Raw genomic sequence first — 13522 nt, 5'->3', positions numbered from 1 at the left:
TGATCGTGCGTGCCTCGACCGGCGTGGCGCCGGCCGACTAAGATAATGTAATTGGCACGACCTATCCGAAAACCGCTTCACGGTTTTCGGGATCATGCGCCAATGCTTTAGAATTTCGGCGGCGTCCGACCGGCAGCACGGTGCGCAGCAATCGAGGTATTGGCCATCAGCATGGCAATCGTCATCGGCCCGACGCCACCCGGAACCGGGGTGATGACGGCGGCAACTTCGCCGGCTTCCGCAAAGGCGACATCGCCGACCAGGCGGCTCTTGCCCTCGCCTCTTTCCGGCGCATCAATGCGGTTGATGCCGACATCGATCACCGTCGCGCCCGGCTTGACCCAATCGGCTTTCACCATTTCCGGCCGGCCGACGGCCGCCACCAGAATATCGGCATTGCGGGCAACCGCCGGCAGATCCTTCGTCCGCGAATGCGCCGTCGTTACCGTCGCATTGGCATGAAGCAGCAATTGCGCCATCGGCTTGCCGAACAGATTGGAGCGGCCGATGACGACGGCATTCAGACCCGACAGATCCTCGCCATGCACACGGCGCACCAGCAGCATGGCGCCGGCCGGCGTGCAGGAGATCAGGCCGGTGGCCAAATCGCCGGTCGCCAGCTTGCCGGCATTGACGACATTGAGGCCATCGACATCCTTGTCCGGCCGGATCGACTGGATGATCGCTTCGGCATTTAAATGCTTCGGCAGCGGCAGTTGCACCAGGATGCCGTGGATGGACGCATCCTCGTTGAGGGATTGCACCAGCTTAGCCAGCTCACCTTGAGTCGTCTCGGCCGGCAACGTGTGCTGGATGGAGTTGAAGCCGCATTCCTTGGCCATGCGGCCCTTGGCGCCGACATAGGTGTGGCTCGCCGGATCATCACCGACGATGACGACCGCAAGGCCGGTCTTTACACCCGTGTCTTTCTCCAGCGCTGCGGTCGCCGTCCTCACCGCATCAATTACAGACGCAGCCACCTGCTTGCCATCGATCACAGTCGTCACGAATATCTCCCGACATTGTTTCGGCGGCAATCTACAAGCCATCGGCCCAGTGGATTTGCCTGCCAACGCCCTATGGTGTCTGAAAGCGGTAATTGCAAGGAAAAAGCCGCGACGGAATCAGCCGCCCGCCGTCTGCCGGCGCGAAGCATAGGTCTGGACTTTTGCACGCAATGACGCCAATTCGCGCTGGATCTGCGTCAGCTCCTCCGAGACGATGAGACGATCGTTGGCAACGGGAACGGTGGCGTCGAAGTGCGGTTGCGGCAGATCGGGTATCGGTCGCGGCGGCAAGGGGACTGGCTCGGCGGCAGGGCTGAAAACCGGCTCGAACGCAGGGAGGTGTTGGGCTAGCCGATCCTCCGCAGCTACCGCGCCACTCATCCATTTCCGCAGAAAGACCAGGCAAAGCGCTGCGCCAAGGCCCATGACGAAACCGAAAACCTGACGACCCCCAAGATTGTCGTCGATCGGCGCCTGGGCGGCCGTGGCAGGCGTGATGACGGCGATCGGAACCTCGACTTGGGGCGGAGCCGTATCCGCATTTTGCACATCGGTTTCATAGCGGCTCTGCGCTGCTGCGACATCCCCCTGAAGCTGATCCAGGCGGGCCATATCGATATCGATGCTTTTCTGGCTGAGCGCAGTCATCCGTGCGGAAAGCGCCGTGCGGTTCTCAAGTGCAGCTTTCAAGGCCGCATCGCTGCTGGCGACAAGGCGCTGCAGTTGATTGCGGATATCGGCGGTCAGGCCGTCGACTGTCGCCTGCTGCGCCAACAGACGGGGATGGCGTGGACCAAGCTGCGTGGAAAGCTGGGACAGGACGACTTTGGCGGCGCTATAGCGGCTGCGCAGATCATCAAGAGCGGCAGATGACAGACTGCCCGATAGCGCGCCACTCGTGACGCTGGCAGGTGTGGCGGATTTGGCGGCGGAGAGTCGGGCTCGTGCGCTCTGCACCGCGGCCTCGGCGGCCTTGATCTCGCCATCCAACTCTTGACGCCGCTGCTGAAGATCGAGAGCAGCATTGATTCTGTCGTCGCCGTATTGGGTCTTGAAATCGGCCAATGCGGCCTTAGCCTGAGCGAGATCCTTGAGACTCTTGTCCGCAGGCGCGCTGTCTTTGCCAGCAAGCCCTGCGCCTTGCGCGATGGTGGCGTCATAGATCGTCGCATCGGCCAGACGATTGGCGATCTCGGCCGATCTTGCCGGATTACCTGTGGTGACGGCGAGACGCAAGGTGCCGCTCGGCGCATCGGTGGTGACGGCGATATCTCTGCGAAGGGCTGCCTGCGCGCGCGAGGGCGCGTCGGAAGCGCTACCATTGCCGGACAGTAGTTCCATAGCAACACCGAAAGCGCCGGCCCGATCGCCGGTAAATTCCGGATCGCGGTCGAGCTTCAGCCTGGCGACGAGATCGGAAAGCAAGGACGGAGCGGCGGCACGTTTGGCGCTGACGTCCAAAAGCGCCTGTCGCGCAGCCCCCTGCCCTTCCATCTGCAACACGGTGTGAGAGACATAGCGAGGCGGAGCTGCCAGTACGGTCGGTAGAAGCGCGCCTGCCAGCGCGGCGACGATGACGAAGCCGATGGAGCCGAACCCGAACACCCAGCGGCGATGCGGTGGAGGCGCGACGGAGACGGCAGGCGGTTCGACCAGAAGCGAAAGACCGATTTCGGTGTCTTCGACGTGGGATGTAGCCACTGGTTGATCTATGACCGGCTCCCGCTGCCGAACCATGATCGTTTCGGACGCGATTGGATGGTCTCGCAGAATGCCGCGGATAAGATCGGGCAGCGGCTGAGCCTCTGCGGTATCAACCACCTCGGACTTTTTTTGCCCGGAGATCGGATAGGGATCGCCGTCCAGCATCTTTTGAATGAGGGCCAGCAATTCCGCGTCGCTCGCGGCTTGACGATCGGCAGGCTGGACATTGGCGGCTACGAGATAGCCATCCTTTCCGCGATCGAAACGCGCATGCCGCCCGGCGCGCGAGGCCTCGAAGGCTTCCGCATCGTCGGGAAGAAGTCTGGTCCTGGCCTTGCTTTCGAACATGGCGGGTTGTCTCGCGCGCATGGTCAGTGACCGATGCCGATGGTTAACCCACTCTAAATTTTCATGGCAAAGAAAAGGTTAACGACCGCTACCGCAATCAACCGGCGAGCTTGTCCGGCGCAGGAAGCCGTGGCAGAGGCATCGGCTGTGGCTCGGCGGCACGAAGGATACGCTCTTTGCGGCCGAACTGATGCCGAATGACCTGGTAGAGAAAAAGCGGCACGCCGAGAATATAACGCCGCCACAGCCTGCTCGGCTCCTGGAGCAGGCGGTACATCCATTCGAAGCGCATGCCGCGTACCAGAGCCGGGGCACGCGGCACCGTGCCAGAGACGAAATCGAACAATGCGCCGACTGTCAGCACCAGCCTCGCATGCTGCGGTTCGATATGATCGGCAACCCATTTTTCCTGGAGCGGCGTCCCCATGCCGACAATCAGCACGTCGATCTTCTGGCGGCCGACCTCGGCGGCGATCAGATCGCTTTCCGCCTTGTCGAAATAACCGTCCGCAATAACGATAAAGTCGTGCCACGGCGCATGCTTGCGGAAATTTTCAGCGGCCTTTTCAACGACATCGCGGCGGCCACCAATCAGACCCACCCGCTTGCGCCGCTCCATGAAGGTCAGCAGAGCCGGAACGAAATCGGTGCCGTTCAAATTGGCCGGGAAGGAGACCCCATGGGCAGCCCGCGAGGCCATATCCAGGCCAACGCCGTCGGGCAGGACAAGATTTTTCGCCAGCACGTCGCGATATTCACGGTCGCGCAGCATCAGCAGCATGTTATGGGCGTTGACGAAGGAGATGACCGTCTGGCCGACCGGAAGGGACGCCAGTTCGTTGATGAAGTTCAGCGCATCTTCCCAATCGAGGTCGCAGACCGGCAAGTCGAAAATCATTCGACGCGACGTCAGCACGGCAAAATTGGCGACTAAATTCACCCAAGACCTCCTGCCGCGGACGCTTCCTAAGCCCGACGCCGGCAATTTTTCGACGCAGATCCTCCACCGCCTGTCCGTTCGGTGACATCGGACGCATCGCTGAGGAGGCTTATAACAAGGCTATGCCAAGCTTCCGTTAGGAAAATCGATCGGAATTGCGCGAGGAAAGCAGGGATTTGTTAAGGCTGTTTCGGCCGTGAGATGTAACAGGCCGCTCCGCAAGGGAGCGGCCATCATCGGCTTGCTTCGGGCCTAATGCGCCGGCTTCGGCTCGGCGTCCGGTGCCGCATCGCCCTGGACGATCTTTACGGGCTTGACGGTTCTCTTGCCGGCACCGTCGCCATTATTGATCTCGTCCTTGGAGAGGTAGTCGAGCTGTTCGACGAGAACGTCGGCAACATAGTCGCCGCCGAGACGTTCGTTCATGTTTTTCTTGATATCGCTGCGGAAACTGGCGACGTCGAAGCTGGCGGTATGGCTTATGTCGATCGCCTTATTGCCCACCAGCAGCGAATAAAGCTCATCGGTCGTCAATTCCGTCAGTGGCATCTGGAGCTGGCCCGCCTTGCCCTTCTCCATCATGAAGGAGATGCGGGTGATGAAATAGCCGTTCACCTGGCCGTTGGCAATGACGGGCACGTTGATCGATTCGCCCTTGACGAATTCCTGCTGCGCCTTCTTGGCGTCATCGGGATTGGTCGCAGGCGCCGTCGCCATCTGCACCGAAAAATAGACCGAAGCCAGCGTTACGGCGCAGACCCAGAGGCCGGTGAGGACGAGCTTGATCATCCGGCCTCACGGACGCGGAACTGCTCCTGCGAATAGGTGCCGTCGGCATCGGCGTTCTGCACCGCGTTCTTCAAGATATCGGCAACGGCACGCACGGCTTCGAGATGGGCTTCGACGCGGCGCGCGTTCAAGACCAGCTTCTTCTTCAGCCCGTGCAACTGCTCGATATGCGCGACCGCAAGCTCGGCCGGATTGGTATCGCGAAACAGCATCGACAATTCGTAGAGGCAGCGGCTCTTGTGCGCATTCGATACCTTGAGATCGAATTCCGGATCGGTGCCGATCCGGCTGTTCTCGTTATCGATGATCATCTCCAGGCGGCCAAGGACCGACTTGATCCGGTAGTCGTTCGAAATCACTTCCATATCCATCCCCCGGTCATACTTTCTTGGACGTCAGCGTATCTTGGTTGGTGACCGTGGTATCGCTGTCACCATTGGTCTCGGCCGCCGCAAGCGTCTTTCGCTGGAAATCGGTAATTGCACTCAGCGCCATCTTCTTATCGTTCTCGTTGGTCGCCGCGTTAACGGCGCCGGTGTTGCGCATCTTGTCGACCTGTTCCTTGTACATTTGCTCGGCAATGCCGACGCCGCCATTCTTGGCCAGCGTATTGCCGAGTTGCTCGGCCATCATGCCCTTCCAGATTTCGCCGGCGGAGCCCTTGCCGTACAGCGTTTCGCTGTTCGGCAGCATGTTCTTCACGAAGTTCTGCAGCACCATCGCTTCGAACTTGTGATAAGCCTGCGGCACCTTTGTCGAAGCCGTATGGGTGTTGGCATTGCTGAGACCGGCCTTCGTTGCGGCGCTGTCCAGCGCACTCACGGTCGAGGCGAAACCATTGCCGTTTTCCGCCAGGCTTGTGGCGGCAAAGGCAGCCCTGTTGGCCGCGAGCTTTTCCTGGGCTGCCTGAACGTCGGCCGGATTGGCGGCCTTGACGACATCCAGGACCAAATCACTCGGAGGCGAAATAGCCACGTCACATTTCCTTTCACTAAAGCATGGTCCTGCGACGCTTGAAGCAGCCATCGAGCAAGATCATGCCGAAATCGAGCGGTTAGAGCGTCATGGTTCATTTAAACGCGTGAAGATCGTCTAATCTTTTGAATCCGGAACAAGGCGGCGATTCGGGGATGTGCCATCTTGTTTTGAGATCGCGATGATTATGGTTTTTGAACCTTGCTGGAGGCTGGCGTTGCGCCTGCGAAGCGCTGATCGATGATGTCGTAAACGGCATTGTCGTCCGCCTCGCGCATTTCCAGCTCGCGAGCGTCCTTCATATGCTCTTCCAACCGGTCCGCCTTGGTGCGCTCCTGCAGGACTTTCGTCTCGATCAGCTTCTGGATACCATCGAGCTGCTGATCCTTGAGCGTCAGGCGGCCGTAGCGCCCGGCATAATGCACCGAAAATGCCATATGGACGGGATCGGCCGAGCTAATGGCGTCAATCAGCTTTTCCATCGACTGGCTGACCTCGTTGCGCTGGCGGGTGGTATCCGCAAGCTCGTTTTCCGCTATCCGCTCGAGATGACGCTGCACGGCGACGAGCCGCTTCAATTTTTCGGACCGGCTTTTTTCCGCCATCGCTTCCGCCTCGCCCCGCTAATGCCCGTTGAAGACGCTGAGGAAGGCGCCGGAGAACTGGCTGACGATCGCCGCGATACTGAGATAGAGCATGAATAGCCCGCCCATCAGCAGATAAGGCGTAGAGATGAAGTAGATCGGGATCTGCGGCGCCAGTTTATTGATGAAGCCGATCGAAATCTGGAACATCAGACCATAGAGCAAAAAGGGGCTCGTCAGCCGCAGCATGATGAAAAAGGTGGCCTCCAGCGTATCCGCCACCGACACCAGCGATGCGCGCGCATCGATATGGCCGCCGAAGGGCACGACCGAATAGGAATCGACGAGCGCCTGCAGGACGTGATGGTGGAAGTCCAGGATGAACAGCATCATCAGGCCGCAGAAGCTGATCAAGCTCGTCAGCGTCGTCTCGTTCGTCTCTTCGATGACATCCATACCGCCCGGCGCATTGAAACCGATCAACATCGATATGGCGGTGCCGGCAAATTGCAGCCCGAGCGTATAAAGCCGTGCAATCATGCCGTACATCAGGCCGATCACCGTTTCGGTGAAAATCAGGCCGATATAGGTAGCGCCGCCTTTCGATACTTCCGGATAGATCGTGTTCCAGAGCAGCGGCAGGATCGCCATCGACAATGCCGCCGCAAGCAGCACGCGAACCTGCTGCGGCACCCGGCCCGACGAAAACCCCGGTAGCACCATGATGCAGCCGCCAATGCGGCAGAAGGCGAGAAACAACGCCAGAATGGTGCCCTGGGGGTCTGTTATCATGAAATGGAACCTAGAATCTTGATCTCGATCCCCTTGGCCAATTCCACATGCGACAAGACCGGCAGGGTCGCGAACAGGCGTTCGATGATCATGCGCACATAGGAGCGCGTTTCCGGCGATGTGACAAGCACGAACGGCAAGCCGCGGTCCATGTATTCACGGATAACTTTGCCTGCCTGCTCGCTGAATTCTTCCAGATTGCGCGGATCGATGTCGAACTCGACGATCTCGCCCTTCTGGTCGCGCTTCAGCGCCTGATGGAAGATGAGATCCCATTTGCTGCCGAGACGGAGAACGCGCAGCACGCCATTGTCCGCAAGGTCGCCGCAGAGCTGCTGCGCCATTCGCGCCCGCACATGCTCGACGATCTGCTCGGTCTTGCGCACATGCGGCGCGAGTTCCGCGACGGCTTCCAGAATGAGGTGCAGGTTGCGGATCGAGACACGCTCGGCAAGCAGGAGCTTGAGCACCGCCTGTAGGCCGGAATAGGACATGTGCGACGAGCAGATCTCGTCGGCGAGCTTCTTGTATTCCGGGTCGAGGCGCTCGATCAGGATCTTGACATCCTTATAGGAGAGAAGCGCCGGCAGGTTGTTGCGGATAACTTCGCTCATATGCGTCAGAACGACGGAGACATTGTCGATCGGCTGGAAGCCTTCGCGCTTCAGATCCTCGGTGAAGGCCTCGAGGACGGAGACGGCGGGCATGCCGAAGGCGGGCTCGCGGATCTCGTCGCCCGGAACGGTCGGTTTGCGGCCCGAACCGGTGACGACGAGCACTTCGCCGACACGGAGCATATTGGAAGCGACCGTCGTGCCGTGAATACGGATCTGGTAGGACTTGTCAGCAATGGCGATGTCGTCGGTCACCTTGATTTCCGGTACGACGAAACCGTATTGCGTCGCGAATTTCTTGCGCATCTTGCCGACGCGGAAGGCCAGCTCCTGATGCGCGCCGAGCAGCCGGGTGGAGACGATCTTGCCGAGCGCCAACTCGATTTCCGAGGTCGTCAGAACCGACTTGACCGAATCTTTCTCCATTTCCTTCGTCTGCATCACCTTCTTTTCCTCGGCGTCGCGGCGAAGCTTGTTTTCGGCTTCGATCTGCCGCGGGATGAACCAGGCGCCGCCCGCCATCAGGCCGCCGAGAATGAGGAAGGGAAGGAATGGCATGCCCGGCATGATGGCCAGGATGCCCATGAGGATCGCAGCGACGGCGAGCGCGCGCGGATAACCGCTCAACTGGTTGATAACGGCCTGGTCGGTGGAGCCGGCGGTACCGCCGCGCGAAACCAGAAGGCCGGCGGCGAGCGAGACGATGAGCGCCGGCATCTGCGACACCAGACCGTCACCCACGGAAAGCTTGACGAAGACGTCAGCCGCCTGGCCGATCTGCATGCCATGGCGGAAATAACCGATAATAATGCCGCCGAAGATGTTGATGCAGGTAATAAGCAGACCGGCGACGGCATCGCCGCGCACGAACTTCGAAGCACCGTCCATGGCGCCGAAGAAGGAGCTTTCCTCTTCCAGCTCGCGGCGGCGGCGCTGCGCTTCTTTTTCGTCGATCAGGCCGGCCGACAGATCGGCGTCGATCGCCATCTGCTTGCCGGGGATGGCGTCAAGGGTGAAACGCGCGCCGACTTCGGCGATACGCGTCGCGCCCTTGGTGATGACGATGAAATTGATGGTGATCAGGATCATGAAGACGATCAGACCGATCACGAAATCGCCGGACATTACCAGGCTGGAGAAACCCGCAATCACGCCGCCGGCCGCGTCGTGTCCTTCATAGCCGTGTGAAAGAATGACGCGTGTCGTCGCGATGTTCAGCGACAGACGGGTCATGGTGGCGATCAGCAGGATGGTCGGGAAAGACGAGAATTCCAGCGGCTTCTTGATCCACAGCGCCACCATCAGGATCAGCACCGAGAGCGCGATCGAGAAGGCCAGACCCATATCGATGAGGAATGGCGGGATCGGTAGGAACAGCACACAGAGGATGACCATGATACCGAGGGCGAACCCGATATCACGCATGCTGGGATTGGCTTTGGGAAGTGCTATTGCGGGTGGTTGCGCCATCGACCGGTTCCGTCTCTTCATGAGAGGGGGCAAACGGCTGACCCGTTTGCCCTATTCGATCAGATCATTAAAAGGCGAAGCTTGCGCGAGAATGGCCTCGCTCAGATAGCCAACCGTCTCAAAATCCCGACTGAATTCTCGAAAAGACGAGGTTGGTGAAGATCGATATCTGCGAGCCGACGAAGGGAGCCGTGATGCCGACCGTCACCATGACGGCGACGATCTTCGGCACGAAGGTCAATGTGGCTTCCTGCACCTGGGTCAGCGCCTGGATCAAGGCGATGACGAGGCCGACGATCATGGCGGCGAGAACGGCCGGGCCCGATGAAACGAGTACCGTCCAGATCGCCGCCTGGAAGATATCCAGTGCATCGGCTTCATTCATGATATCTTCATCCTTTAGTTCAGCCGGCTCCTCATGAGCCGCTGGTCGAGTTGGTGCTGTCCGTCGAATCGCTGCTGCTAGTATCCGTCGTCGACGTCGGCTTATCAATCGTTGTTCCAGAAGGAGCAACAGTAACGCCGGCCTGCAGCAGGACTTTGTCGCCCGCCTCGGTTTGCGCGATGATACCGTCCGAATAGACGGTCACTTCCTTGATCGTGCCGGTCACGGTGCCGTCGGCACTCATGATCTGCTTGCCGATATAGTCGGACGCATTCGAAATCCATTGGTTCTGCAGCACCGTTTCCAAGTGTGAGTTCGTCTGGATCTGCTGTTCGACCTGAGAGAAGCTGGCGAGCTGCGAAATCTGCTGGCTGGCATCCATCGGGTCGGTCGGATCCTGCGTCTTCATCTGGGCGATGAGGAGCTGGAGGAAGTCGTTGTAGTTGAGAGTGGCGCTTTTTGATGCCGCAGCAGAGGTACTCGAACTGGTACTGCTACTGCTATTGTTCGTGCTGATCTGGCTGACCGGATCTACCGCCACGGTGCGATCTCCCGGCGAATATGCTCGATCGTTGCCGCCGGCATCTCCTGGCTGTGGAGAATATTGTCCTCGACCGGGTAGAGAGCGCGGATCGCCTTCAACGCGTCGAAGGCACGGCCGGTGGCGACCAGGCCGTCGATACGCTTCAGCTCGGCCAGCACTTCCTCATTGCGGAAGCACGAGAGCAGCATGACGATCGACTTGCGGAACATTGCCGTCGATTGCTCTTTGCCTTCCGGATTGATGAGGATCATCTGCGCGATGAAATAGAGCTGGCGCAGCGGCGTCGTCGCATCCTCCGGCTGGAGAACGTGGTTCTCGAGCAGGAAGGTCACATCATTCAGGAATTCCAGGGCAACCTTGCGGTCAACGCGCAGCACGGCCCCGTTGATAAAAATTCTTTCCCCGGCTTTAAGCGATATGCGAAGCGTACTTTTCATTTAAGTCCATCCCTGATGATGGTGGTGACATCGATGATGCCTTGATAATTTTCAGACTGGCGTCTGCGGATCCGGTCGCATTCCTTTAAAATCCAGATTGCGATGGAGATCAGATTGGCGCGCAGTTCGACGTTAAGCTGGTTCTCCGGACTTTTGAGATCCTCGATAAAGCTGATCCAGACGCGTCTTGTGTAGAACAACGCCTCGATCGCTTCGCGGCCGTACTTCCCCTTATCACGGGCCGCAGAGAGAAGAGCTATCGACCGGTCCAGAACTTGCCGTTCTCTTTCCTTGGCGTCGGCCACCGCATCCTGCATGACTTCCGCATATGAGAACTGATACATTCATGCATCCTTCCTGGTCATTACATCCCTTTGATCATCAAAGGTAATTTACAAGGCTCAGCTGCTGTATCTTGGAGACGATAGTATAGGCTGTCTCAAGCTGAGTTTCGAGGCTGTTGACCTTCGTCGAAGCCTCGTAAGGATCGACTCCGGTAAGGTCCCCGATATTAGTGTTAATGATGTCTTTCTGAGCGTTCAGCGATGTGTTCGCATCTGAGAGACGCGATTGCGACAGGCCGAGTTGGCTCGACTGATCGTTGATTCCGTCGATCGCCTGACGCGTATAGCTTGTGGCCTGGTCGTTGACTGCGTTCAACGCATCCTGGCTCAGGTTCAAAGTTGAATCCATCAGCGAATTGACCACGGTGGTTGCGAGCGCCAGATAGCGCATGCCGGGTTCATTGGCGTTGGTCGAGGAATCGATCACTTCCGAGTTGCTGATGCGGCTCGACATGTTCTGATCCGAAGCGGCCGACCAGCTTGCCCAGTTGTCTGGCGCAGAAGCGCTGTCCGAAGTGAACATCGGCTCGACCTGGGTGGTGATGAAATCTTTCATCTGATCGCCGGTCATATCGGAGATGGAGGGAATTCCGTTCGCGCTCACGTAGTCATTGAGCGCACTCTGGATCGCCGAGGTGGCCGCCGCGGTATTGTCGGTCATCGGCTGCACGTCGGTATTCGTGCCGGCAAAGAGATATTCGCCGTTGACCATGGTATTGGCATCGGAAAGGAAGCTCGAAAGCGTCGCGCTCGCCGTCTGCTGCGTCAGCGACACGCTGCTGCCATCGGTGTTGCCGCGCAGCGCCACCAGTTGGTCCATCAGCTTCTGGGACTGGGACGACATGTCGCTCAGGGCCGTCTGCGAGGACGACATCCGCTGGTCGGCGATCGAGTTGCTGCTGAGAAGGGAATCGATGCGCGTCACTTCCCGTGTGAGATTGACGCTCAGAGCGGTGTTGCTGCCCAGTGCGACGCCGATATCGGCATACACACCGGTCGTCGCTTCTGTCGAAGCATCCGTCATCTCATTCTGCGACTGACGGATCGTCTGGCGCATAGCGTTCTGAATGGCTGCGCTTGAAATGAAGGAAAGTTTCATGGCTTAGCTCGCAATATCCAGTACCGATTGAAGCATCTCGTTCACGGCGTTCAATATCTTCGTTCCCGCCTTGTAGGATTGCTCGATGTCCATCATCAGAGTCAGCTCTTCGTCGAGGTTGACCCCCGTCTCGTTCGAGTAGACTTCGGATGACCGAGACAGTGCCGCCGAGGTATTTTCCGCCGCCGTATTGGCGGAGCTGCGCTGATCTTCCAGCCAGCCGATGGAATCGGACGCGTAATTCATGATGCTGGCCGTCGTGTCGGAACCGGCATCGGCGTCGAAGTCCATCTTCGTGTCAAAGCCGGTGACGTAGGAATCGAGCAGAGTGGAATAGCCACTATCGCCACTGGCGTTGACGACATAGTCGGAACCGTTGATGCCACCATCCCGCAAAAGAGTGGGATCGCCGCCCTGCGAGGTGATCAGTGCGGGATTGACCGCAATCGTACCAGCCATGCCGGCGATGGCAGTGGCATCGGTCGGCACGGTACCGCCACTCCAGGTGAAAAGGCCGGGCAACGCATCTTGCGTAGGGTCGGTCTGGTTTTTTTCCGAAAACATCGACACGAGGCCGCGCGAGATTTCGTCGAGTTGCTTCTGGTAGGTCGGAGCAACGTCATCGCGGACCTGAAGAGTTGCCTGAAGGCTGCCCTGCGCCGTCGTATCGGCGCCCTGACCGGGATCGACCGCCACACCATCGATATAAACACTGTTGCCGACGGTGCCATCCGTGTAGGAATTGGTCGCCGTAAAGGTCACCTGGCGCGGTATCGTCTCGAACAGCGTCGTGCCGCCGCTGGTATAGAGTGCGATATCGCCGTTCGGCCGCGTTACCGTTGTGACGCCGACGATCTTGGAAATCTGCTTCAGGACCGCGTCGCGTTGGTCCGTCGCATCCGACAGCGCAGAGGATGTGGGACCGGCGGTCGCGGTCGCGGTCTTGACCGCATCGTTCGCCTGCTCGAACTGCGAAAGCAAGCTGTTCAGCGAATCGACGTCAGATCTGATTTCCTTGTCGGCATCGGTGCGAATTCCGTTGACCGCCGTGGTGGCGTTGTTCAGGGAATTCGCGAGATCCTGGGCAGCATTGACGGCCGATTGCGCCGCGGTGGTGCTGGCCGGCGAACCGGCGTAGGTCTGCATTGCCGTTTGCAGGGCGGCAAGGTAGGTGGCCGGCGCGATCTCGTTGTCGTTGCCGCCAATCGTTCCGGATTGAATATCCTCATAGCCCTTCAGCAGGCGCTGCTGAGCAGCATCGTCGGACGTGCTGCCCAGGAACGCTTTCTGCAAGGAAGGCTCGTCGGCGCGGGCGATCTTTACGACCTGTGCGCCACTCATGTCCGTCGTCAACATCGCCTGGCGACGGGTATAATCCGTGTTGCCGGCATTGGCGATATTGTTCGATACGACACTGCTCTGCGTGCCGGTATTGTTGAATATCGCTTGCGCGTTATTGAGTGCTGTGGTGAGGGACATGGCTGGCTCGG

Annotated in this window: 15 protein-coding genes; all 15 read right to left on the bottom strand. The window is 59.1% G+C overall.

The features are described from left to right. Positions 1 to 107 precede the first annotated feature (107 nt). The 15 genes from K290_RS0107010 to flgK all read right to left on the bottom strand — a co-directional run bounded on the left by K290_RS0107010 (position 108) and on the right by flgK (position 13511). Positions 108 to 1007, bottom strand: coding sequence for a bifunctional methylenetetrahydrofolate dehydrogenase/methenyltetrahydrofolate cyclohydrolase (locus K290_RS0107010; RefSeq protein WP_028751235.1), 900 nt, complete (start codon positions 1005 to 1007; stop codon positions 108 to 110). A gap of 117 nt (positions 1008 to 1124) precedes the next feature. Next, entirely contained in the window at positions 1125 to 3059 is a 1935-nt protein-coding gene (locus K290_RS0107005) for a GumC family protein (protein WP_028751234.1), read from the bottom strand. Positions 3060 to 3156: 97 nt separating this feature from the next. Beyond that, positions 3157 to 3999 carry a WecB/TagA/CpsF family glycosyltransferase gene (locus K290_RS0107000; RefSeq protein WP_028751233.1) on the bottom strand — a complete coding sequence of 281 codons (843 nt, stop codon included), beginning with the start codon at positions 3997 to 3999 and terminating at the stop codon, positions 3157 to 3159. Between the two features lie 252 nt (positions 4000 to 4251). Next, complete coding sequence (locus tag K290_RS0106995) at positions 4252 to 4788, bottom strand: hypothetical protein (protein ID WP_028751232.1); 537 nt, start codon at positions 4786 to 4788, stop codon at positions 4252 to 4254. Then, positions 4785 to 5153: a hypothetical protein gene (locus tag K290_RS0106990; RefSeq protein WP_028751231.1), complete on the bottom strand. Its 369-nt coding sequence runs from the start codon at positions 5151 to 5153 to the stop codon at positions 4785 to 4787. The genes K290_RS0106995 and K290_RS0106990 overlap by 4 nt, the downstream gene beginning before the upstream one ends. 13 nt (positions 5154 to 5166) lie before the next feature. Continuing rightward, positions 5167 to 5763 (bottom strand): rod-binding protein, encoded by a 597-nt coding sequence (locus K290_RS0106985; RefSeq protein ID WP_028751230.1) that lies wholly within the window; start codon positions 5761 to 5763, stop codon positions 5167 to 5169. A 185-nt stretch (positions 5764 to 5948) separates the two neighbouring features. Further along, on the bottom strand, positions 5949 to 6368 hold the full coding sequence (locus K290_RS0106980; protein WP_028751229.1) for a hypothetical protein: 420 nt from the start codon (positions 6366 to 6368) through the stop codon (positions 5949 to 5951). An 18-nt stretch (positions 6369 to 6386) separates the two neighbouring features. Next, positions 6387 to 7139: a flagellar biosynthetic protein FliR gene (gene fliR, locus K290_RS0106975; RefSeq protein WP_028751228.1), complete on the bottom strand. Its 753-nt coding sequence runs from the start codon at positions 7137 to 7139 to the stop codon at positions 6387 to 6389. Continuing rightward, entirely contained in the window at positions 7136 to 9223 is a 2088-nt protein-coding gene (flhA, locus tag K290_RS0106970) for a flagellar biosynthesis protein FlhA (protein WP_028751227.1), read from the bottom strand. The genes fliR and flhA overlap by 4 nt, the downstream gene beginning before the upstream one ends. Before the next feature lie 118 nt (positions 9224 to 9341). Beyond that, entirely contained in the window at positions 9342 to 9608 is a 267-nt protein-coding gene (gene fliQ / locus K290_RS0106965) for a flagellar biosynthesis protein FliQ (RefSeq protein ID WP_028751226.1), read from the bottom strand. A gap of 31 nt (positions 9609 to 9639) precedes the next feature. Continuing rightward, complete coding sequence (flgD, locus tag K290_RS0106960) at positions 9640 to 10149, bottom strand: flagellar hook assembly protein FlgD (RefSeq protein ID WP_028751225.1); 510 nt, start codon at positions 10147 to 10149, stop codon at positions 9640 to 9642. Further along, positions 10140 to 10589: a flagellar biosynthesis repressor FlbT gene (gene flbT, locus K290_RS0106955; RefSeq protein ID WP_028751224.1), complete on the bottom strand. Its 450-nt coding sequence runs from the start codon at positions 10587 to 10589 to the stop codon at positions 10140 to 10142. Before flbT ends, flgD begins: the two co-directional genes overlap by 10 nt. Then, positions 10586 to 10933, bottom strand: coding sequence for a flagellar biosynthesis regulator FlaF (gene flaF / locus K290_RS0106950; protein ID WP_028751223.1), 348 nt, complete (start codon positions 10931 to 10933; stop codon positions 10586 to 10588). Before flaF ends, flbT begins: the two co-directional genes overlap by 4 nt. A gap of 37 nt (positions 10934 to 10970) precedes the next feature. Further along, on the bottom strand, positions 10971 to 12032 hold the full coding sequence (locus K290_RS0106945; RefSeq protein ID WP_028751222.1) for a flagellar hook-associated family protein: 1062 nt from the start codon (positions 12030 to 12032) through the stop codon (positions 10971 to 10973). 3 nt (positions 12033 to 12035) lie between these two features. Further along, complete coding sequence (gene flgK / locus K290_RS0106940; RefSeq protein WP_028751221.1) at positions 12036 to 13511, bottom strand: flagellar hook-associated protein FlgK; 1476 nt, start codon at positions 13509 to 13511, stop codon at positions 12036 to 12038. Positions 13512 to 13522 lie beyond the last annotated feature (11 nt).

The organism is Rhizobium leucaenae USDA 9039, from assembly GCF_000426285.1.
Taxonomy (GTDB): Bacteria; Pseudomonadota; Alphaproteobacteria; order Rhizobiales; family Rhizobiaceae; genus Rhizobium; species Rhizobium leucaenae.
Note: the sequence above shows the minus strand (reverse complement) of the source record. Positions and strands in the feature narration are given on the sequence as shown.

Excerpts from the sequence above, each read along its gene's own strand:
- K290_RS0107005 (WP_028751234.1), bottom strand. The coding sequence starts at position 3,059 with ATGTTCGAAAGCAAGGCCAGGACCAGACTTCTTCCCGACGATGCGGAA.
- K290_RS0106995 (WP_028751232.1), bottom strand. The coding sequence starts at position 4,788 with ATGATCAAGCTCGTCCTCACCGGCCTCTGGGTCTGCGCCGTAACGCTG.
- K290_RS0106990 (WP_028751231.1), bottom strand. The coding sequence starts at position 5,153 with ATGGAAGTGATTTCGAACGACTACCGGATCAAGTCGGTCCTTGGCCGC.
- K290_RS0106980 (WP_028751229.1), bottom strand. The coding sequence starts at position 6,368 with ATGGCGGAAAAAAGCCGGTCCGAAAAATTGAAGCGGCTCGTCGCCGTG.
- fliR (WP_028751228.1), bottom strand. The coding sequence starts at position 7,139 with ATGATAACAGACCCCCAGGGCACCATTCTGGCGTTGTTTCTCGCCTTC.
- flhA (WP_028751227.1), bottom strand. The coding sequence starts at position 9,223 with ATGGCGCAACCACCCGCAATAGCACTTCCCAAAGCCAATCCCAGCATG.
- fliQ (WP_028751226.1), bottom strand. The coding sequence starts at position 9,608 with ATGAATGAAGCCGATGCACTGGATATCTTCCAGGCGGCGATCTGGACG.
- flbT (WP_028751224.1), bottom strand. The coding sequence starts at position 10,589 with ATGAAAAGTACGCTTCGCATATCGCTTAAAGCCGGGGAAAGAATTTTT.
- flaF (WP_028751223.1), bottom strand. The coding sequence starts at position 10,933 with ATGTATCAGTTCTCATATGCGGAAGTCATGCAGGATGCGGTGGCCGAC.
- K290_RS0106945 (WP_028751222.1), bottom strand. The coding sequence starts at position 12,032 with ATGAAACTTTCCTTCATTTCAAGCGCAGCCATTCAGAACGCTATGCGC.
- flgK (WP_028751221.1), bottom strand. The coding sequence starts at position 13,511 with ATGTCCCTCACCACAGCACTCAATAACGCGCAAGCGATATTCAACAAT.